The sequence below is a fragment of the Vreelandella sp. ssv genome, assembly GCF_059448525.1.
Map to the genome: position 1 here is coordinate 2,854,732 of NZ_CM182545.1, position 18,888 is coordinate 2,873,619.

The 18,888-nt window shown below is 54.0% G+C and carries 22 protein-coding genes; 16 read left to right on the forward strand and 6 right to left on the reverse strand.

The annotated features are described in order from the left end of the window. Positions 1-8: 8 nt before the first annotated feature. A complete protein-coding gene (locus AC5TBW_RS12995; RefSeq protein WP_495508965.1) occupies positions 9-638 on the reverse strand; it encodes an SDR family oxidoreductase in 630 nt (209 codons plus the stop codon). 95 nt (positions 639-733) lie between these two features. Beyond that, entirely contained in the window at positions 734-1,423 is a 690-nt protein-coding gene (locus tag AC5TBW_RS13000) for a VIT1/CCC1 transporter family protein (protein WP_495508966.1), read from the reverse strand. A gap of 164 nt (positions 1,424-1,587) precedes the next feature. On the opposite strand from AC5TBW_RS13000, the gene atpD reads away from it, so the two are divergent. From atpD to AC5TBW_RS13045, 9 genes are read left to right on the forward strand one after another with little or no spacing between them, the layout of a single operon-like run. Beyond that, a complete protein-coding gene (gene atpD / locus AC5TBW_RS13005; protein WP_495508967.1) occupies positions 1,588-3,054 on the forward strand; it encodes a F0F1 ATP synthase subunit beta in 1,467 nt (488 codons plus the stop codon). Then, positions 3,051-3,461 (forward strand): F0F1 ATP synthase subunit epsilon, encoded by a 411-nt coding sequence (locus tag AC5TBW_RS13010; RefSeq protein ID WP_495508968.1) that lies wholly within the window; start codon positions 3,051-3,053, stop codon positions 3,459-3,461. The genes atpD and AC5TBW_RS13010 overlap by 4 nt, the downstream gene beginning before the upstream one ends. Continuing rightward, on the forward strand, positions 3,458-3,745 hold the full coding sequence (locus AC5TBW_RS13015) for an AtpZ/AtpI family protein (protein ID WP_495508969.1): 288 nt from the start codon (positions 3,458-3,460) through the stop codon (positions 3,743-3,745). The genes AC5TBW_RS13010 and AC5TBW_RS13015 overlap by 4 nt, the downstream gene beginning before the upstream one ends. Beyond that, entirely contained in the window at positions 3,700-4,086 is a 387-nt protein-coding gene (locus AC5TBW_RS13020; RefSeq protein ID WP_495508970.1) for an N-ATPase subunit AtpR, read from the forward strand. The genes AC5TBW_RS13015 and AC5TBW_RS13020 overlap by 46 nt, the downstream gene beginning before the upstream one ends. After that, the gene (locus AC5TBW_RS13025) at positions 4,083-4,781 is read left to right on the forward strand and encodes a F0F1 ATP synthase subunit A (protein ID WP_495508971.1); all 699 of its coding nucleotides are present in this window, start codon (positions 4,083-4,085) and stop codon (positions 4,779-4,781) included. Before AC5TBW_RS13020 ends, AC5TBW_RS13025 begins: the two co-directional genes overlap by 4 nt. A gap of 13 nt (positions 4,782-4,794) precedes the next feature. After that, entirely contained in the window at positions 4,795-5,040 is a 246-nt protein-coding gene (locus AC5TBW_RS13030) for a F0F1 ATP synthase subunit C (protein WP_495508972.1), read from the forward strand. A gap of 4 nt (positions 5,041-5,044) precedes the next feature. Beyond that, positions 5,045-5,782: a F0F1 ATP synthase subunit delta gene (locus AC5TBW_RS13035; protein ID WP_495508973.1), complete on the forward strand. Its 738-nt coding sequence runs from the start codon at positions 5,045-5,047 to the stop codon at positions 5,780-5,782. Further along, the gene (locus AC5TBW_RS13040; protein WP_495508974.1) at positions 5,772-7,331 is read left to right on the forward strand and encodes a F0F1 ATP synthase subunit alpha; all 1,560 of its coding nucleotides are present in this window, start codon (positions 5,772-5,774) and stop codon (positions 7,329-7,331) included. The genes AC5TBW_RS13035 and AC5TBW_RS13040 overlap by 11 nt, the downstream gene beginning before the upstream one ends. Then, positions 7,328-8,164 carry a F0F1 ATP synthase subunit gamma gene (locus tag AC5TBW_RS13045; protein WP_495508975.1) on the forward strand — a complete coding sequence of 279 codons (837 nt, stop codon included), beginning with the start codon at positions 7,328-7,330 and terminating at the stop codon, positions 8,162-8,164. The genes AC5TBW_RS13040 and AC5TBW_RS13045 overlap by 4 nt, the downstream gene beginning before the upstream one ends. Here the strand turns inward: AC5TBW_RS13045 and AC5TBW_RS13050 are convergent. After that, positions 8,127-8,891, reverse strand: a complete 765-nt coding sequence (locus AC5TBW_RS13050; protein ID WP_495508976.1) for a Crp/Fnr family transcriptional regulator — start codon at positions 8,889-8,891, stop codon at positions 8,127-8,129. The genes AC5TBW_RS13045 and AC5TBW_RS13050 overlap by 38 nt on opposite strands. Positions 8,892-9,055: 164 nt before the next feature. Between AC5TBW_RS13050 and AC5TBW_RS13055 the strand changes: the two genes are divergently transcribed. Further along, positions 9,056-9,292: a hypothetical protein gene (locus AC5TBW_RS13055; RefSeq protein WP_495508977.1), complete on the forward strand. Its 237-nt coding sequence runs from the start codon at positions 9,056-9,058 to the stop codon at positions 9,290-9,292. A gap of 41 nt (positions 9,293-9,333) precedes the next feature. On the opposite strand, the gene AC5TBW_RS13060 is transcribed toward AC5TBW_RS13055, so the two are convergent. After that, positions 9,334-9,648: a chaperone modulator CbpM gene (locus tag AC5TBW_RS13060; RefSeq protein WP_495508978.1), complete on the reverse strand. Its 315-nt coding sequence runs from the start codon at positions 9,646-9,648 to the stop codon at positions 9,334-9,336. A 3-nt stretch (positions 9,649-9,651) separates the two neighbouring features. After that, the gene (locus AC5TBW_RS13065; RefSeq protein WP_495508979.1) at positions 9,652-10,593 is read right to left on the reverse strand and encodes a DnaJ C-terminal domain-containing protein; all 942 of its coding nucleotides are present in this window, start codon (positions 10,591-10,593) and stop codon (positions 9,652-9,654) included. Between the two features lie 252 nt (positions 10,594-10,845). Here AC5TBW_RS13065 and AC5TBW_RS13070 point away from each other — a divergent pair, with 252 nt between their 5' ends. The 4 genes from AC5TBW_RS13070 to AC5TBW_RS13085 all read left to right on the forward strand — a co-directional run bounded on the left by AC5TBW_RS13070 (position 10,846) and on the right by AC5TBW_RS13085 (position 15,650). Continuing rightward, positions 10,846-12,627 carry a PHA/PHB synthase family protein gene (locus tag AC5TBW_RS13070; protein WP_495508980.1) on the forward strand — a complete coding sequence of 594 codons (1,782 nt, stop codon included), beginning with the start codon at positions 10,846-10,848 and terminating at the stop codon, positions 12,625-12,627. A gap of 170 nt (positions 12,628-12,797) precedes the next feature. Continuing rightward, a complete protein-coding gene (locus tag AC5TBW_RS13075; RefSeq protein WP_495508981.1) occupies positions 12,798-13,043 on the forward strand; it encodes an SDR family oxidoreductase in 246 nt (81 codons plus the stop codon). Beyond that, positions 13,030-14,454 carry a bifunctional enoyl-CoA hydratase/phosphate acetyltransferase gene (locus AC5TBW_RS13080; RefSeq protein WP_495508982.1) on the forward strand — a complete coding sequence of 475 codons (1,425 nt, stop codon included), beginning with the start codon at positions 13,030-13,032 and terminating at the stop codon, positions 14,452-14,454. The genes AC5TBW_RS13075 and AC5TBW_RS13080 overlap by 14 nt, the downstream gene beginning before the upstream one ends. Continuing rightward, on the forward strand, positions 14,451-15,650 hold the full coding sequence (locus AC5TBW_RS13085) for an acetate/propionate family kinase (RefSeq protein ID WP_495508983.1): 1,200 nt from the start codon (positions 14,451-14,453) through the stop codon (positions 15,648-15,650). Before AC5TBW_RS13080 ends, AC5TBW_RS13085 begins: the two co-directional genes overlap by 4 nt. A gap of 54 nt (positions 15,651-15,704) precedes the next feature. Here AC5TBW_RS13085 and AC5TBW_RS13090 read toward each other — a convergent pair whose 3' ends face one another. Further along, positions 15,705-16,598, reverse strand: a complete 894-nt coding sequence (locus AC5TBW_RS13090; protein WP_495508984.1) for a dihydrodipicolinate synthase family protein — start codon at positions 16,596-16,598, stop codon at positions 15,705-15,707. Between the two features lie 631 nt (positions 16,599-17,229). On the opposite strand from AC5TBW_RS13090, the gene AC5TBW_RS13095 reads away from it, so the two are divergent. Further along, positions 17,230-17,703, forward strand: a complete 474-nt coding sequence (locus tag AC5TBW_RS13095; RefSeq protein ID WP_495508985.1) for a hypothetical protein — start codon at positions 17,230-17,232, stop codon at positions 17,701-17,703. Further along, entirely contained in the window at positions 17,672-18,883 is a 1,212-nt protein-coding gene (locus AC5TBW_RS13100; RefSeq protein WP_495508986.1) for a hypothetical protein, read from the forward strand. The genes AC5TBW_RS13095 and AC5TBW_RS13100 overlap by 32 nt, the downstream gene beginning before the upstream one ends. Positions 18,884-18,888: the final 5 nt, after the last annotated feature.

Here is an 18,888-nt window from a genome sequence, read left to right on the forward strand (position 1 = left end):
AGGCAACCTTATTCAATGATCTCGCCAATCGAGCGTTTTCCATCCAGCAGCAGATACTCCTGATTGACCACATCGTGCTTTTGCACAGCGTGAAGTAGCGCATGGGCTACGTTGGCACGTGAGATTTGGTTGTCGCCTGCTTCATCCAGTGAGCTGGCGAACTGCTGGCTAGCAGCTTCGTCGGTCAAACGACCAGGCTTGAGAATGACGTAGGGAACACCGCTGTTGCGAAGGTGCGCATCGGCGGCAAATTTTGCGGCCATATAGGGGCGCATTTTCTCGGGCGCCTCTAGCGGCTGTTCTGCACGCATGGCGCTAATCATGATGTAGCGGGAGAGACCTTTTTGCTTGGCGATATCGGCAGTCCGAATGGCGCCGAAAAGGTCAATCATCAAAGTTTTATCCGGCCCGGTGTGTGGGCCTGATCCCGCCGTGAAGACCACTTGGTCACAGCCTTCAAAGGCTTGTTCAAACTCACCTTCTAAATCGGCGACCACGGTATCAATGCCGTGCTCTTTGAACCAAGCTGCCTGGTCTTCGCTGCGAATCATCGCCTTGATAGGCGTGCCCGCTTTTTGGGCCAGTTCACAAAACTGCTTGCCAATCTGTCCGTTCGCACCAATCACTAACGTCGTCATAACGCCTCCTTGTGGATTGCTTACTCCTCATATGAGTGCAGGCATTTAGGCGGAATTCAACCCTGAAGCGTGGCACGCCGCAGTAGTTGAGGCATTTAAGCTATCACCCCAAACACGTGACCGATGGCGGATGTTAAGGCCATCGCGAGCGCGCCCCAGAACATCACTCTTGCCGCAGCTTTTAGTATTGGCGCCCCACCTACACGGGCTGCAATGGCACCCAATAGAGCCAAAAAAAGTAGTGAGAAGAGTGCGACCAGAGGAAATAACAGTGATGGCGGCGCCTGCCAAGCGACCAGCAGTGGGAGTAATGCCCCCATTGTGAAAGACACAGCCGAGGAAAGCGCGGCTTGCAGGGGGCGTGCCTGGCTGGTGTCGGTGATGCCAATTTCATCCCGTGCGTGCGCGCCCAGGGCGTCGTTCTCCATTAGTTGCTCGGCGACTTGCCGCGCCAGCTCTGGCGTCAGGCCGCGGGTTTCGTAAATATTGGCAAGCTCTTCCTGCTCCAGTTCGTAGTGCTCCGCCAGCGCCTTGCGCTCAATGTCGAGGTCGGCGTTTTCAGTGTCGGCTTGCGAGCTGACCGAGACATACTCCCCCGCCGCCATCGACATGGCGCCAGCCACCAACCCCGCAATACCCGCCAGCAGGATGTCGTTATGCACCGAGCTGGCCGCTGCGACACCGAGTATTAGACTGCTGGTGGAAACAATACCGTCATTGGCGCCTAGCACCGCAGCGCGCAGCCATCCAGTACGGTGCGATCGATGGGATTCAATATGTTGCATGGCATCACCTTATGATGGTCCTCCCCTTTTGTCTGTTAAGGGGGGAGTGGCAGGTACCCTTTAATACTGACACAGATCAGCGCGGCGGTTTTTAAACACCTCTAACATGTCTAGATAGATTGCGGCCCCCATGGGTTCAGTGGGTTCACATAGGGAAGCTCACTATGGCACTCGATAGCGCGGAGTCAGAAAGTATCACCGCTTGCGGCGTGGTACATGCAGTGAGAGGTGCAGTGGTTGACGTGGTGTTTGAAGATGGCGTGATGCCGCCCATTAACGCCGCGTTAAACGTGGAGTGGGACCAGCCCACGGTGCTGCTTCTTGAGGTACATAGCCACCTTGATATGACGACGCTTCGCGCGGTAGCGTTTCGATCAACCGCTGGACTATCGCGTGGAGTGGTGGTGCGTGCAACGGGAAGCCCTGTCACCGTGCCTGTGGGAGAGGCGGTACTAGGACGGCTACTGGATGCTATTGGCCACCCCCAAGATGACGGCACTGCGTTACCAGACGATATACCCCGCCGCTCGATTCATGCGCTTCCCCCCTTGCTGAGAACACAAACCACCAGCACGCAGGTGTTTGAGACAGGCATCAAGGTAATTGACCTATTGACCCCAATGGCACAGGGCGGCAAGGCCGCCATGTTTGGCGGTGCGGGCGTCGGCAAAACGGTACTGGTGATGGAGCTCATTCGAGCTATGGTCGAAAAATATCAAGGCATTTCGGTGTTCGCGGGGATTGGGGAGCGCTCGCGTGAGGGGCACGAACTACTGACTGAAATGCAGGCATCAGGGGTGTTAACCCGCACCGTGTTGGTATATGGCCAAATGAACGAGCCTCCTGGGGCGCGTTGGCGGGCACCATTGACAGCGCTGACGATCTCGGAGTATTTCCGTGATCAGAAGCACCGAAATGTACTGCTGTTAATGGACAATGTGTTTCGTTTTGTCCAAGCAGGTGCCGAAGTATCCAACCTGCTGGGGAGGCTGCCATCACGCGTTGGGTATCAACCCACTTTGGCTACCGAAGTCGCGCGACTTCAGGAGCGCATCGCCTCGGTGGCCGGGGCTGCTGTAACGGCTATTCAGGCCGTCTACGTGCCTGCTGATGATTTCACCGACCCTGCCGTCACCACCATTTCCAGCCACATGGATTGCGTCATTATGCTATCCCGCGCCCAAGCGGCGGAGGGCTTCTATCCCGCTATTGACCCGCTTGCCTCATCGTCCATGCTGCTTGATCCATCGGTGGTAGGTGACGAACACTACCAAACTGCTGAGGATGTCAGACAGGCGCTGGCAAGGTTCAAGGAGTTGAGCGATATCATCTCGTTGTTGGGCATCGAGGAGTTAGGCACCGAGGATCGACTGATCGTCAATCGCGCACGCCGACTGCAACGCTTTCTTACCCAACCGTTCATGGTTACTGAAGCCTTTACCGGCACCCCTGGCGCTAGCGTTGCCCTGGCAGAAACGCTAGCGGGTTGCCGAGCTATTCTAGATGGCGCTACCGACAATTGGTCGGAAAGCTCGCTCTATATGGTGGGCACACTAGAGCAGGCGCGTGCTAAGGAAGTGGCAACGAAAGCAAATGACAAAGACACCCCGCTCAGTGAGGGTGCGGCATGAATCTCTCCATCGTTACCCCGCTGGCTATCGTTGTTGAAGAGGAGATTGATAGCCTGCGTGCCGAGGACGCAAGCGGTAGCTTTGGCATTCTGGCACATCATGCGCCATTTCTGACCTCTCTGACGCTCTCAATCATCAGTTGGCGGGTGGCTAGCGCCGAGCACTTCTGTGCGATTAGAGGGGGTGTACTCACCGTGGATAACAGTGGCGACATTGAGATCGCGACTCGGGAGGCGGTCATGGGCGATGACCTTGCCACACTGGATGCCGACGTTTTAGCGCGCTTCGAGACGGAGGCGGAAGAGGAACGGGCAGAGCATATCGAAAGTGTTCGCCTGCAGCTCAACGTTATCCGCCAGATGATCAGCCGCCTTCATCGTAGCTCTAATAAAGGCGAGTTCCAGTGAGCGCAGATCGCCCCCCCGAGGATGACCCTCTGGTCAGTGAGGCTCGGCGGCGGCACGATCGGCATGAACGCTGGCTGCGTGAAGGTGATATGTCCGTTGGACGCCGTCTCGCCCAAATTGGGGTACTCGGCTGGATATTTATCGTACCGACCCTGGCAGGCCTGTTTTTCGGACGTTGGCTGGATAGCCAACTGGGGACCGGCACATTATGGACCATGCCACTGTTGGTGATTGGCCTATGCCTTGGCGGATGGATCGCCTGGAAGTGGATGAACGCACGATGATGAACACTCTCTCTTTACCGCTCTTATCATTCCCACAAGGCTCGTTACCCCTGCTATTAACGTGGCCCTTGCTGCTCAAGATACCGTTGTGTTTTCTGGGTGGGCTGGCGCTCGGTTATATCTACTTTTACGCCCTTCAGAAAACGATCGATCTGTTTGTGAACGTTAGTCACGGGCGCCCCTTGATGGCAATGACCCTCACACTGGGGCGGCTTACACTACTTGTCCTTGGGCTTTACGTCGCCGTACTGATGGGCGCCTTAACGCTTTTGGCCATGCTGACAGGTATTGTATCCGCCAAAACGCTCATGCTCCGCAAACTAGGGCATATCACCCCATGAACTCCCCTCTAGAGACGACCCCACTTTTTCAACTCGGACCGATTCCGATCACCCAGGCTGTTGTCACGACCTGGGCCATCATCGCGGTCCTCGTCCTGGGTGCGTGTTTACTCACCCGGCGCCTTGATGCACGACCCAATAAGCGCCAGGCAGCACTCGAACTTATTGTCACTACACTGGATACTCAAATCCGCGAGACGTCCAGTGCTGAACCGGCACCATATCGTAGTTTCATCGGCACACTCTTTCTTTTCATCCTGGTCGCGAATTGGTCCTCCCTTATCCCTGGGGTGACACCCCCGACGGCGCAGTTCGAAACCGACGCGGCGTTGGCGGCGCTCGTCTTTCTATCGATTATCTGGTTCGGCGTCCGTCAAGGGGGACTGAAGGGTTATCTTAAATCCTTCGCCGTACCCAATCTGGTGATGATTCCACTTAATATTCTGGAAAGCGTCACCCGGATTTTTTCAATGTTTGTCCGTTTGTTTGGCAACGTGATGAGCGGCGTTTTTGTCATTGGCATTATCGCCTCTCTGGCGAGCCTTCTGGTTCCCATTCCCTTGATGGCGCTCGACCTGCTGACGGGGCTGGTACAAGCCTACATCTTCGCCGTGCTGGCGATGGTATTTATCGCAGCGACAATCGAAGAAGGTCAACGAGCACCGGATAACCAGCAACCGCACCACCGCCTATAGAGAAGGAGTCGTGATGGACTATCTCAGCCTGGTCAGTATTATCAGTGCCGCCTTAGCGGTGGCGTTTGGCGCTATCGGTCCGGCACTGGCAGAGGGGCGTGCCGTCGCGGCGGCAATGGATGCCATCGCGCGTCAGCCCGAGGCAGCGAATACTATCTCGCGAACCCTCTTCGTCGGCCTAGCCATGATAGAAACAACGGCCATCTACTGTCTGGTCATCGCGCTTCTACTGTTGTTCGCTAATCCGTTACTGGGGTAACGGCATGACTATCGACTTTTGGAGCCTCGGACTGCAGGCCGTTAACGTCCTTATCTTGGTCTGGTTGCTGTCGCGCGTATTCTGGCGGCCAGTAGCTGCCGCGATTAAGAACCGCCAGGAAACCGCGCAAGCCCTGCTAAGTGATGCACAAACGGCCAAAACCAATGCCGAGACCGTCCTTGCTGAGTTGACCGCTGCCCGTGAAGACATTGCAGCCGAGCGTGACACAATGCTAAACGAAGCCAAGAAGGCATCGGAACGCGCAGCCAACAGTGTGCTGGCAAACGCCAACAAAAAGGCAGAAGCACTCATTGAGGAAGCCAAGCTTAGCAACGCCCGAGAGGCCAATGCGCTGCGCGTCGAACTCACGTCTCACGCCTCCCTGCTTGCCGTGGACATTGCCCAAAAGCTACTCACGCGACTGAACACCCCCGTTGTCAAAAGTGCCTTTCTGGGGCTCCTCGTTGAGGCCATCGGCCAGCTTTCCGCACAAGACCGACAGGCACTCATGGAAGCAGAGCATGCTATTGAAGTGATCAGCGCAACAGAGCTTGACGAGGAAGACAAGGTAACCCTAACGCAAGCGGTTGGTCAGGCCCTCGGCCGAACACCAGCGCTAACCTTTCAGGTGGATCCCGAACTGGTGGCGGGCGTTGAGATGCGCACTCCCTATTTTGCGCTTCATAATAGCTGGCAGTCGGATCTCGCCAAGATCATTCAGGCACTCAACCATGCCGTATAACACTCTCGACTGGCTTGCGGCCACACAACGCAAAGTCTCTTGTTTATCGATCGGCAGCTACACTGAACACAAAGGCCGGGTTGAGGAAATTGGCGATGGCGTGGCACTGATCTCGGGACTTCGTAATGCCCGCCTTGACGAGGTAATGAGGTTCGAAGGGGGGCAGCTTGGCTTTGCCCACGTTCTGGATGCCGACCTGATTGGCTGCGTTCTTTTTGACGCGGCGACCGATGTAAAAGCAGGTGACGCCGTATTCGGCACTGGTGAAGTGGTTAACGTTCCTGTGGGCGAGGCACTACTCGGCCGGGTGATTGATCCTCTGGGCCGCCCACTCGATGGTAAGGCACCGATAGAGGTCACCACTCACTTACCCATCGAACGCCCCGCACCTTCGATTATCGAACGTGATCTAGTCACCGAACCGGTTCAGACCGGGATATTGGTGGTCGACACGCTATTTGCCCTAGGCCGCGGCCAACGCGAACTGATTGTTGGCGACCACGCCACGGGGAAAACCACGCTGGCAACCGACGCGCTGATTGCTCAGAAGTCGAGCGATATGATTTGTGTTTACGTGGCGGTTGGGCAAAAGACATCCAGCGTTCGGCGCGTCATTGATGCCCTGCAAACCCAGGGGGACTTCACTCGTTGCATCGTGCTAGTGGCGGGGTCTGCAAGCGCTCCTGGGCTTCAATGGATTGCACCCTATGCTGGGATCACGATGGCGGAATATTTTCGCGATAAGGGACAGCATGCCCTGATCGTGATTGACGACCTTTCCAAACATGCGGCCACCCACCGCGAAATCGCGCTTCTGACACGTCAGGCACCGGGGCGCGAAGCCTATCCAGGAGATGTTTTTTACATTCATGCCCGGTTGTTGGAACGCGCCGCCAAGCTATCAAAGGCACGCGGAGGTGGCTCGCTGACCGCACTACCGATTGCCGACACCGACGCGGGCAACCTTTCAGCCTTCATCCCCACCAACCTTATTTCCATTACCGATGGCCAGATAGTGCTCGATGCGGGGCTGTTCCATCAAGGACAAAAACCGGCGGTCGATGTGGGACTTAGCGTCAGCCGAGTGGGCGGCAAGACACAGGCGGTAGCGTTACGCGAGGCCGCCAGCACTCTGCGGCTTGACTATGCTCAGTTCCTGGAGATGGAGGTATTTACCCGGTTTGGTGGCATGCCCGATAGCCGTGTGCGCCAGCAGTTGACCCGCGGCGGGCGAATTCGAGCCATTTTGCGCCAGCCGCAGCATATGCCTTTACGCCTAGCCGATGAAGTCGGCTTAGTGCTAGCCGTTCAGGCAGGCCTGCTTGACCCACTCTCACTGGACGCGATAGCGACATTCTGCTCAGGTCTACCGGCCATATTGGATACCCACGCTGCGGAAGCGGTGGCAATGATTGCCGAAACGGGAGCGCTGAACAGCGAAATCCACGAGACACTCATGTCTGTGATGACACGCTTTGCCAACGCCTTATCAGACGACAAAGCGGATATAAGGATCACCGCGCCCCCTAACGAGGTAACAGCCCCATGACCGAACGGTTGGCGGATATCAGTGCTCGAATCAAAAGCGTCCGCCAGCTAGGCGCTGTCGTGAATGCCATGAAAAGCATCGCAGCCTCACGTGCCTATACTGCGCGAACACAGATCATAGCTATCGACAGCTATGCGGCGGCCATTGCCACTGCAATCTCTAGCGTTATTGGCCCCTCCCCTTACCCTATCGAAGCGCAGGCTAGCTCCCCACAATACAAACGGGGGCTGCTGGTATTCTGTGCCGAACAGGGGTTCGCTGGCGCATTTAGCGAGCGGGTGCTGGATAGTATCGCCAGCCCTGAAGCCCAGCCATTGTTTATGGTCGGTACGCGCGGGGAGTTCATTGCTTTAGCCCGCGGCTTAGTACCACGCTGGAGTCTGGCAATGCCAGCACGAACGCTGGGTATATCCAAGCTGGCGGATGAGATCACCAAAGTAATCTATCGCGATATCGAACGAGGGGAGATCGAGCGTCTGGATGTCCTCTTCACTGCCTGGAATGCTGGCCATCCCACGATCATCCGACAGGGCATTTTCCCCATTGACCATTCAACTTTTCCACCGAGCACAGGGAAACGCTATTTGACACAAACCCCCCTGGAAACGTTGATCAGCGACCTGAGTGGACACTATTTTCATGCCCTGGTGTGCAAGGCGGCACTGCATGCCTTTAGCGCAGAAAATGAAGCACGCATGTCCACGATGTCTGCGGCGGGAAGCCAGATCGAGCAAGAATTGGGGGTATTCCAGGCCACGTTGCGTCGAGTCAGGCAGGAGACGATCACCGCAGAGCTCATTGAGCTGGGCACCGGTTTCGCATTGTCACGATAGAAGCGGTGCCCGCTTGATCCAAATACGTGGGATCAAAATCGACCATTGTACTCAGCGCATGATAATTGTCGAAGGTCACCACCCCATGACGAAAGGTCAGTAACCCATTTTCGCGCAATTGCCTGAGCACACGATTAACGTGGACCGCCGTCAACCCTAACGCATCGGCCAGATGGTATTGGGTGAGTGGGCAAACATACCCTTGTTTATCCCCTAAACCCACAAGTTTGAGTCTTGAGCCAAGTTCCAGCAGAAAATGTGCCATGCGCCCCACGGCACTGCGTCGGCCAATATCAACGAGATGCTCAACCACCATGGCTTCATCCCGCGACGCTGCCCACAGGACAGCTGTTGCAAGCCGCGGATTGCGAGATAGAATTTCAAGCAGCTCTTTCACTGGTACGTCAGCGACTTCGCTATCGGTAATGGATTCAATAGTGTGATCAGATGTGTGCAGCAATACATGTCGCAGACCCAGGAAATCGCCCGGAATATGAAAATCTACGATTTGGCGAGCGCCATTGGGCAGGATCTTATACGAACAGGCCCACCCTGCCGCGAGAATATAAGCTAAATGATTTGTTTGTCCCTGATCGACTAAGTGTCTTCCTGCCGCCACTGGTTTACAGGACTGATGCAAGTCCGAGATAAGAGTACGTTCGGCCTGCGACAACGCCATATATGCCCCAAGTTTACGGGCAAGCGGGAGAGTTTCAATCGCCGTCATAACCTTTCCCAATGGAGTAAAATATAATCAAAAAGCCACAGCGTGACTGCTTTTGATTAGCCTAGCATAGCGGGGTTTCTATCAATTCGCTGCTAATCAGGCGGGATGCTTCGCTGCTTTTACACTCTCCAACACTCTCCACTTACCCACATGGAGAAACTCACATGTCAAAACAACATGACTATGCAGGATTGGCGGCACTGGCCATCTGTGAATCGCTACTACTTGCCTTGAATGACCACCAACTCCTTTCGGAAAGTGAAATTATTGGTGTTCTGCAGGACGCCGCCAATGCCCATGCGAATGCAGAAGGGCTGGACGATGAAACGCAAGCACACCTAGGGGTTGTGGCATTGATCAACCGCATTATCGAAGGTGGGAATTCGGTGCGACGGCTTTAAATGCAGCGGGTAGCGTTTCGTCGGCGCTCACTATTTGGATATCATTTGACTCTTAACCCAGCGGCCCGTAACCGTTCCTTTAGACGCTGGTTCTCTTCGATCAGGTCGGTCGTCAGGGCAGCGAGTTCGGGTGCGGCTTCAAAGTCCCGCTCCAATTGACACAGCCGTCGCGCACGCGTTAGATCACGACTGGTGAAGCGCCAGCTCGCCACATAGGGTGAGCCATCAGCCAGCAGGCCGCTCTCGATGCGCTCCACGACCCATTCGGTGGCTACCGAGCAGGCGCGAGCCAACTCATCGAGAGATAAGGTCGTATCGTCAATGAGTTCACCGCTAGCAATGAACGGCTGTGCCATGTCCTAGCCTCCTTTGTGGCGGCGTGGATCAAACGCAAGCTCACGCGCCATAGCCTGATAAAATTCACGTGCCTTGGCAGTATTCGCTGGGGGCAATACTACCTCAAGCGCTATATAAAGATCGCCTGGAGCAGGCCCCGGAATACCGCGCCCCTTCAGGCGCAACCGGCGTCCGGTCTGGGAGCCTGCGGGTACCTTAACTTTTACTACTCCCGAGGGAGTGGATACTTTGATACTTGCCCCCAAGGCGGCTTCCCAAGGCGTGACCGGCACCGTTTGATAAATATCCCGCCCGTCAATCTGGTAGCGTGGATCTGTACGAAAGTGAATCTCGAGAAACAGATCTCCTGCTGGGGCTCCTCGAATCCCAGGACTGCCCTGTCCCGAAAGACGGATATGTTGGCCCTCTTTAACGCCCTTCGGTATGCGCACATTGAGAGTATGTTGCTGAGAGGTAACACGTCCCATGGCATCAACCTGCGGCACCTGTAGCGTAATCGTCCGGATATCGCCATGGTAGGCATCCTCAAGATCAATGACGACTTTGGCATGGCGATCCTCGCCGCGCATCTGATGGTCACGTCTGCCTCGACCTGCCCGCCCGCCCTGACCAAACAAGTTGGCGAAGAAGTCACTAAACACACCTAGATCAGCTTCCTCGAAGCCTCGTCCGCTGAACTCAAAACCCGCATCCCAATCCGGAGGCGGATGGAAATCCTGACCAGAGTGATACTGCTGAGCCAGTTGATCGTAGGCGAGGCGTTTCTCCGGATCGGACAATACCGCCTTAGCCTCATTAATTTCCTGCATGCGCTGCTCGGCTTCCGGGTCCTTACTCACATCGGGATGAAATTTGCGTGCCAGTTGGCGGTAGGCTTTCTTGATCTCATCGGTAGTGGCGGTCTTCGCCACGCCGAGTATCTGATAATAATCTTTGAATTCCATGTGTGGGGCCTCCGGCAGCCGGAATGGGCGACAGGCGATAGCCAAAGCCCCCCCGGACGACAAGCAGCAATTGACTCAAAGATAGTTGAAAATGATCAGAAGGGAGAAGCTCGGTACACAGGTTCTGAAATAAGTAAAAAAAACCTACTTTAGCGAAGATAATTGATGTTGATCAGTTTGGCACAGCAGTGAAACGACTAACATCTCGTCTTATAGAGGATGGAATAGCAATACCATCCCCAGGGAGGAACGATGTTACAACGTTCGGCAATAGCGGCGGCTGATACGACACCTGCTGATATCGACTGTCCTGTTAAGCACAACGGTTTACCCACTTTCTATCAAGCTATAGACCAAATTGCCCACCGGGCTGTGGCAAAAGCCACGTCTGGACTTGCTCCATCGGTTCTGGGTGAGGCGTGGATGGACTGGGCTGTGCACCTGACAGTTTCGCCTGGCAAGCAGCTGCAATTGATGGCATCAGCGATGTGTAATACGCAGATGCTATGGACTCAAGCGCTAAACCCCCAACCAATAAGCGACGAGACCGCCACCTTGGACCGGCGGTTCGCTGGGGAGGGTTGGCAGCACTATCCTTTTAACTTGTTGGCACAGGTCCATCAACAGAACTGGCAATGGTGGCAAGAGGCTATGACGGGGGTTCATGGCGTTGCGCCCGCGCATGAAAACCTCATGGCCTTTGTGGCCGGTCTTATGATTGACACGGCAGCGCCTTCCAATTTTACCCTTACCAATCCAGAAGTCTTGGCCGCAATGTACGCCGAAGGGGGTCAGAACTTTATCCGAGGCGCAAAGCAATTTGCTGACGATCTCTATCACAAAGCAGGCCTATCTCAGCCCAAGGGGCCGCAGCCCTTTGAAGTCGGGCGTAATCTTGCGGTCACCCCCGGCAAAGTCGTTTTCCGTAACGAATTGATTGAATTAATTCAATATACCCCCAGCACCGAAACGGTTCGTCCCGAACCCGTTTTAATCGTGCCTGCCTGGATCATGAAATACTACATCCTTGATTTATCGCCGACCAATTCACTTGTTAACTTTTTGGTAAATAAGGGATTTACCGTTTTCATCATCTCTTGGAAAAACCCCGATGCTGAGGATCGCGAACTAGGCATGGAGGAGTATCGACAACTTGGCATCATGGAGGCCATCGATGCTATTCAGGCGATTACCCACGCGCCAACGCTCCATGCGGTAGGTTACTGTCTCGGTGGTACACTGCTGGCCATTGCGGCAGCGGCCATGGCACGCGAAGGCGATGAGCGCTGCGCGACAATTACCTTTCTAGCCGCTCAAATTGATTTCACCGAGGCGGGGCCGTTGCGTTTGTTTATCAACGACTCCCAGGTGACCATGATTGAAGACATGATGTCGCATACAGGCTATTTGTCTTCGGAACAGATGGCCGGAGCCTTTGCCTTATTGCGTGCTCGAGACCTGATCTGGGCTCCCGCTATCCAGCGTTATTTACTGGGCAAGCAGAGTCATTCCTTTGACCTAATGGCGTGGAATGCTGACGCGACACGCATGCCCTACCGGATGCACTCACAGTATCTACGCTGGCTTTTCCTGAATAATGACTTGGCCGAAGGGCGCTATCATGTGGGTAAAAAAGTCATCGCGGTTACCGACATTCGTGCCCCCATCTTTGCCGTCGGTACAGAGGACGACCATGTCGCTCCCTGGCGTTCCGTCTACAAACTTCACCTGTTCGTTGATATGGATGTGACCTTCGTTCTCACCAGTGGCGGACACAATGCGGGCATTGTGTCGGCTCCAGGTCACCATAATCGACATTTTCGCATCGCCCACACCCAGGCTGATGCCACTTACCGTTCACCTGCCGAATGGTGTGCTGATACTGCTTCACAGGAGGGGTCATGGTGGCCCTCGTTCGCGGCCTGGCTTGCAGAACATTCGTCTGAGCCTATCCCTCCTCCGCCCATGGGTGCTACTTCAGGACGGTTTGCGGTGCTTGGCGATGCGCCCGGCACTTATGTGAGGCAAACATGAAAGCTCTTCACAACGACCTTGCAAACGAACTTAAAAGCGGCCCTGAAAACTGTCTTAAGCACTGTCTTAAACACAGTTTTAAGGGCTGTCTTAAGGACTGTCTTCATTGTCCTGTCGAGGATATTCATGGCCGTGTCACTGATTACTCGCATACTGGATTTTCAAGGGCGATGGATATATCCGTTCACTCACTGATACACATGGCACACCTTGCCGAGCCACTGATGACCAGGGTGGGCTCGGGGATTGCACACTTTAATGCATTGATTGATGCAGCACGCTTGCAGGCGCCGGAACAAGTGCTTGTTACGGTAGAGGAGGTCGGCAATATGGCGGTGATGCTTTCCAGCGATCAAGCGCGCTGCGTTTCAGGCGATACTGCCTACGTCGAGGGAGGTTTCCATGTCCAAGCTTGAGTCAACAGACGCTGACACCATTCAGTATATAGAGAACAAAACCTACGATGAGATTTCCATCGGGGATCACGCAGAACTGACCCGGACATTAAAAACTCAAGATATTGAACTCTTTGCTGTTATGTCAGGCGACGTTAACCCCGCGCATGTTGATGCTGAATACGCTAAAACCGATATCTTTCATGGAGTCATTGCGCATGGTATGTGGGGGGGCGCATTGATCTCGGCAGTGCTTGGCACTCAGCTCCCCGGTCCCGGTACTATCTTTATCACTCAGAGCCTGAAATTCATTGCCCCAGTGGGCCTGGGGGATACGGTCGTTGTTAGGGTCGAGGTCATCGAAAAACACAGTAAAGACCGTTTAATCCTGGCCTGCACATGTTTCAACCAGCACGACACTTTAGTCATTGAAGGCACTGCTGAAGTGATTGCACCACGCGAAAAGGTGCGACGCCCTCGCGTCGTGTTGCCCGAAGTACATTTGCACGTGCAAGGGGCGCAATATGCCAAGTTGATCGCTGCGACGCATCATCTTGCCGCTATTCGTACCGCTGTGGTTCACCCTTGTGACGAGCTCTCTATCAGAGGGGCGCTTGAGGCTGCACGCCAAGGTATGATTGTGCCGATTCTAGTGGGGCCGACGGCCAAGATCCAGGCAGCGGCCAGCGCCGCAGGTGAGAGCCTCGAAGGCATCGAAATAGTCGATGCAGCGCATAGCCATGCAGCTGCGGAAGCTGCCGTGGCTTTGGTACGTGCCTCTCGTGCGGACATGCTTATGAAGGGGTCACTGCATACCGATGAGCTGATGAATGCGGTAGTGAGTGCAGAAGCAGGCCTGCGCACGGAACGGCGGATGAGCCATGTCTATGTGCTTGATGCCCCTCCCTATCCCAAGCCGCTTTTTATCACTGATGCTGCTATTAATATCTATCCCGACATCGCGACTAAGCGTGATATCGTGCAGAACGCCATCGATCTTGCTCATTCATTAGGCATCCCACAGCCAAAGGTGGCGATATTATCCGCGGTCGAGACCGTTAACCCTCGTATTACCTCGACGCTCGATGCAGCGGCGCTGTGCAAAATGGCTGATCGGCAACAAATCACCGGTGGCCTTATCGATGGACCGCTTGCCTTCGATAATGCCATTTCTGCTTCGGCAGCGGCAAACAAGGGCATCGTGTCTGAGGTTGCTGGTTACGCCGACATACTGGTCGCCCCCGACCTCGAAGCGGCTAATATGATGGCCAAGCAGCTAATTTATTTGGCCGGTGCCGACGCAGCAGGCATTGTGCTCGGCGCGCGCGTACCAATCATTCTGACCAGCCGGGCGGATAGCTCAATGGCTCGTCTCGCTTCATGTGCCCTGGCACAGTGCTTTATAAACAACAGAGAAAATAAAGTAGCATGACTGACGCGATTCTGGTCTTGAACGCGGGGTCATCGAGCCTCAAGTTTGCCCTCTATCCTGATACTGCCACCCCGGCAGTTGCTCTTTTGCGGGGTAAAATTGCGGGTATTGGCAGCCATTGCGTTTTTTCAGCACGTGACAGAGAAGGCCTCACCCTACCGGACAGCGAAGGGTTATCTCTAGCAGCCGGCGCAGCGTTAGATGACCTTATTCCCATACTCCTTGAGTGGCTCAACAACCACCGTGGTGGTGTCAATATCATCGCCGCAGGACATCGAGTCGTGCACGGCGGACGCAACCATGCTGGCCCAGCGAAGGTAACTGAAGCACTGCTCGACGAACTTACGGCACTCGTACCTTTGGCACCACTTCACCAACCACATAGTTTAAGGGCAATTCGCTCCGTCTCGTCTACTCTGCCAGGCCTGCCGCAAGTCGCCTGTTTCGATACCAGCTTTCACCGGACCCAAGACCGCTTAGCCCAGCTGTTTGCACTGCCCCGAGCACTGACGGAATCGGGTATTATTCGCTATGGCTTTCACGGTCTCTCCTACGACTATATCGCCAATACCTTGCCTCACCACATCGGCGCTAGAGCTGATGGGCGTGTGATCGTGGCTCACCTTGGAAATGGTGCCAGTATGTGTGCCATGAAGGCCCGTCGCAGTGTGGCCACCAGCATGGGGTTTACTGCCCTTGATGGGCTAATGATGGGCCAGCGCTGCGGTACGATTGATCCTGGTGTTCTCCTACATCTTATTACCAGTTTGGGAATGACGGCCCCAGAGCTTGAGCACCTTCTTTATGAAGAGTCGGGTCTCCTCGGCGTGTCGGGCATCAGCAACGATATGGAGATACTTCAATCCAGCACTGATTTCGAAGCGCGAGAAGCCATTGAGCTATTCTGCTATCGCGCGGCAGGAGAGCTTGCCAAGCTGGCAGCGGCGATCGGAGGACTCGAGACGATTGTGTTCACTGCCGGGATTGGCGAGCATTCGGCACTAGTCCGTGGTCTCATTTGCCAACGGTTGGCATGGCTAGGGGTCGCATTAGACGCCGACGCCAACGAACAGCATGCCATACGCATCAGTACCGAGAGATCAGGTGTCGACGTACTTATCATTCCGACCGACGAGGAGATCGTGGTGGCGGGCTCTACTCACCGACTAACCACAGGAAACCTCCCTGTCTCATAGCATGGTTAATCGGCAGCTAGAGGCTCCCACTTGGCATTAATCTACTACCGGGTGTTAATCGAAACCAAGCTGCTCCAGCACTTGCTCAACGCGTTTGCGGTCATCCCCTTGAAGGGTTTTAAGCGGCTGGGGCAAGCACGGGTGGCTTACCTTTCCGGTTATTTCTGCCATGGTAGCGGCTAACCGCAGGCTACCACCGTACTTACGGTATAGCGCCCATAAGGGCTCAAGGGTGTCGGAAAGCATGCTGGCCTGTTGCGCATTCCCCTCTTGCGCAGCCCGCGTTAGCGCTAGTGCGGCTTTTGGATAAAGCCCACCGATAACAGAGTACCAAGCATCGCAGCCAGCATTTAGCCCTGCTGCTGCTGCCGGGTCGCCACTGATGCCGATGGTGACATCACAGGGAATCAGCTTACGCAGCTTTGCGACACGCTTTCGGGCAATCTCTACGTCGTTAGCCACCGGCGGAATCTTGATTGAACGAACTTGCGCCAATTGGGCGATACGTCCATGCAACGCATCGCTGAACTCAAAGTGAGTAGTGGCAGGATTGTCGTACACACATAGCGGAACACTCAGCGATCGGCAGACGGTTTCATAAAGGTCGAATACTTCATCATCGGTGAGTTTTTGGTAAGAAACCGGTGCCAGCAGCACCCCGCTGGCACCGGCTTGCTGGGCGTTTTCGGCATTGACCAGCACATCGCGGGTACGTAACGCACCAATCCCTATGACAACCGGCACACTTCCTGCGCTTTCCACGCTAAGTTTGGCAATACGAGCACGCTCGTCATGGCTTAAATAGGCGTAACTGCCCGTCGATCCCAACACGCCAATGGAGTCCACGCCAGCTGCGGCCACGTTTTGCACTAAACAACTAAACTCACGTTCCTGAATGCTGTGCTCGTTCATAGGGGTTAGTGGAAATGCACTTAGGCCGGTAAACATGGTGAATGATCCTTTTAAGATGCCAATTGCAAATAGTGTCGCACAGACGATTATGCATCATGTACAAGCATTCATCGGCAGGGGGAGCATAAGCTAGCCGCAGGGATTAACCAGAGAAGGGTCGGCATGGGCAACTCAAGCCGCTGTTCGCTGATGTACTTGGCTGCGAAAGTACGGCTGACTTTCGTCGAGATAAAATCCTTATTCAGGATGCGCGCCGCTTGGTAGATAACCGTATTAATAGCATTGGGATCATTAGGGATTTAATTAGGAGATAGCAGGATTGCTGGTCGCTGTATCGTTTTCGATTGGTTCTGAACATGGTTGGGTTCCGCTTATGTCTTGATTTACAGAATAACAACAGCAACGGACCCTCCCTATTCGTTGACATATCTTCCTGTTATTTTTCTCGGATTAATGTAGTGTTTGTGTATGTGCTGTATCGATATGGCATAGTTGTTTTTTTCGTGCGAATCGTTCAGTCATTATAATTAGCTCTGATTTTAAAAGAACAATGCCATTAGGGCTACGAGGGAGAACACGTCATTAACTCATACACATCTAAAGTGCAGAACGTATCTGCATCGTGCATGATCCTGGCGTTCAGCAATCAAGCAGTAAGCCACCGCCAATGTCATCACCCCTTGTGAACGGTTCTTCATTACGATTGGCCTTACTTCTAGTGACCACCTTCTTTTTACTGGTGGGGCTCACTTTCGCTGGAACGAATGCCGTTGCTCGGGAAGCACCGCTTTGTTTAGTGGCTCATCCTGATGTCGCCACCCGCTGGCTGAATCGCGATACCACCCGTGCGATTTTCGCCATGCGTCAGCGCTCATGGCCGGACGGCCAGGCTGTCAGAGTCTTCGTATTAAATAATAGCAATCCCGTGCATGCTCGCTTTGCCAAAGAGCAATTGGCGGTTTACCCGCATCAGCTGCAGTTGGCCTGGGACCGCATGGTCTTCTCTGGGACTGGGCAAGCCCCAGACCGAGTAAGTGACCAAGCGGCGATGCGCGAGCATGTTGCAACCACACCCGGCGCCATTGGCTACCTTGAAAGGGAGTATCTGGATGATAGTGTCCAAGTCATTTCGATGGATTGAATATCCAGCTTTAGCCGCGCTGGTAGGTGCTGTGGTGATGTTTTTTTCTGCTTACGCCCAAAGTGATGAAGGCATGACGGACACCCTCCAGGTGCACGGTTTTTTGAGTCAGGCGCTAGTCGTTACTGACCATAACAACTTCTTTGGCCACAGTAGCCGTGAGGAAGGCAGCTTAGAATTCACAGAAATCGGCCTCAACGCATCATTACGACCTCATCAGGATGTGCTTGTTGCTGCTCAGGTGCTGAGTCGTCGAGCTGGTGGCGATAGCAGCGATGCTGAGCCTAAGCTGGATTATGGTCTAATTGATTACCAAATGATTTCGGACCAAGAACGTACCTTTGGTGTTCAGCTAGGAAGGTTCAAGAATCCTTTCGGATTTTATAACCAAACTCGTGATGTAGCCTTTACACGCCCTAGCATACTTCTGCCCCAATCTATTTATTTTGACCGCACTCGGTCAATTGGTATTGCTGCAGACGGGATCAGTTTATATCTAGACGAACGAATACCCACTGGCTCGCTACGTATTCGAAGCGGTTTAGGGCGCCCGCAAACAGGCTCAGACCTAGCAAGACAGCTTTTTGCTGGTAATGTTAGACCAAATGTTTCTTCAGAAGATTATTCAGCAATAGCCCAGCTTTTATACGAACACGAAAATAGCAATTTTGTTGCTGCCATCAGCGCAGCTGATGTTAAATTAAATGTCAATTTTCCTACAGGGGCAGGCACTTTTGACTTTCAACCGTGGATTGCATCAATACAATATAACCAAGAGCTGTGGAGCCTCACTACTGAATTTGCGCTTAGGAAACAATCTCTTCAAGGGCGTAATATCCCCAGGAACTTTGAAATCACCGGACAAAGCTGGTATGTGCAGTATCAGCGCATTATTAATCAAAAGTGGAGTTGGCTTGTTAGATATGACAGCTTAATTAATAATAATAATGACCGTTCTGGAAAGTCTTTTGAAGCAAACGGTCTAGGATCTGCTCACTCTCAATTTGCAGACGATCTAACATTTGGCCTGCAGTGGACACCGTACCCTCAAGTAATGTTGGCAGGTGAATATCACCATGTTGATGGTACTGGTTGGCTACCGAATCAGGATAATCCAGACTCAGCCGCAACTAGCCGAAGATGGAACATGTGGCTGTTTCAGTTATCGCTACGTTTCTGACGTTT

Coding starts and splice junctions, on each gene's coding strand:
- AC5TBW_RS13030 (WP_495508972.1), top strand. CDS start 4,795: ATGGACTATCTCAGCCTGGTCAGTATTATCAGTGCCGCCTTAGCGGTG.
- AC5TBW_RS13085 (WP_495508983.1), top strand. CDS start 14,451: ATGACTGACGCGATTCTGGTCTTGAACGCGGGGTCATCGAGCCTCAAG.
- AC5TBW_RS13080 (WP_495508982.1), top strand. CDS start 13,030: ATGTCCAAGCTTGAGTCAACAGACGCTGACACCATTCAGTATATAGAG.
- AC5TBW_RS13000 (WP_495508966.1), bottom strand. CDS start 1,423: ATGCAACATATTGAATCCCATCGATCGCACCGTACTGGATGGCTGCGC.
- AC5TBW_RS13060 (WP_495508978.1), bottom strand. CDS start 9,648: ATGGCACAGCCGTTCATTGCTAGCGGTGAACTCATTGACGATACGACC.
- AC5TBW_RS12995 (WP_495508965.1), bottom strand. CDS start 638: ATGACGACGTTAGTGATTGGTGCGAACGGACAGATTGGCAAGCAGTTT.
- AC5TBW_RS13095 (WP_495508985.1), top strand. CDS start 17,230: ATGTCATCACCCCTTGTGAACGGTTCTTCATTACGATTGGCCTTACTT.
- atpD (WP_495508967.1), top strand. CDS start 1,588: ATGGCACTCGATAGCGCGGAGTCAGAAAGTATCACCGCTTGCGGCGTG.
- AC5TBW_RS13035 (WP_495508973.1), top strand. CDS start 5,045: ATGACTATCGACTTTTGGAGCCTCGGACTGCAGGCCGTTAACGTCCTT.
- AC5TBW_RS13055 (WP_495508977.1), top strand. CDS start 9,056: ATGTCAAAACAACATGACTATGCAGGATTGGCGGCACTGGCCATCTGT.
- AC5TBW_RS13050 (WP_495508976.1), bottom strand. CDS start 8,891: ATGACGGCGATTGAAACTCTCCCGCTTGCCCGTAAACTTGGGGCATAT.
- AC5TBW_RS13025 (WP_495508971.1), top strand. CDS start 4,083: ATGAACTCCCCTCTAGAGACGACCCCACTTTTTCAACTCGGACCGATT.
- AC5TBW_RS13075 (WP_495508981.1), top strand. CDS start 12,798: ATGGATATATCCGTTCACTCACTGATACACATGGCACACCTTGCCGAG.
- AC5TBW_RS13100 (WP_495508986.1), top strand. CDS start 17,672: ATGATAGTGTCCAAGTCATTTCGATGGATTGAATATCCAGCTTTAGCC.
- AC5TBW_RS13090 (WP_495508984.1), bottom strand. CDS start 16,598: ATGTTTACCGGCCTAAGTGCATTTCCACTAACCCCTATGAACGAGCAC.
- AC5TBW_RS13045 (WP_495508975.1), top strand. CDS start 7,328: ATGACCGAACGGTTGGCGGATATCAGTGCTCGAATCAAAAGCGTCCGC.
- AC5TBW_RS13020 (WP_495508970.1), top strand. CDS start 3,700: ATGCCTTGGCGGATGGATCGCCTGGAAGTGGATGAACGCACGATGATG.
- AC5TBW_RS13070 (WP_495508980.1), top strand. CDS start 10,846: ATGTTACAACGTTCGGCAATAGCGGCGGCTGATACGACACCTGCTGAT.
- AC5TBW_RS13010 (WP_495508968.1), top strand. CDS start 3,051: ATGAATCTCTCCATCGTTACCCCGCTGGCTATCGTTGTTGAAGAGGAG.
- AC5TBW_RS13065 (WP_495508979.1), bottom strand. CDS start 10,593: ATGGAATTCAAAGATTATTATCAGATACTCGGCGTGGCGAAGACCGCC.
- AC5TBW_RS13040 (WP_495508974.1), top strand. CDS start 5,772: ATGCCGTATAACACTCTCGACTGGCTTGCGGCCACACAACGCAAAGTC.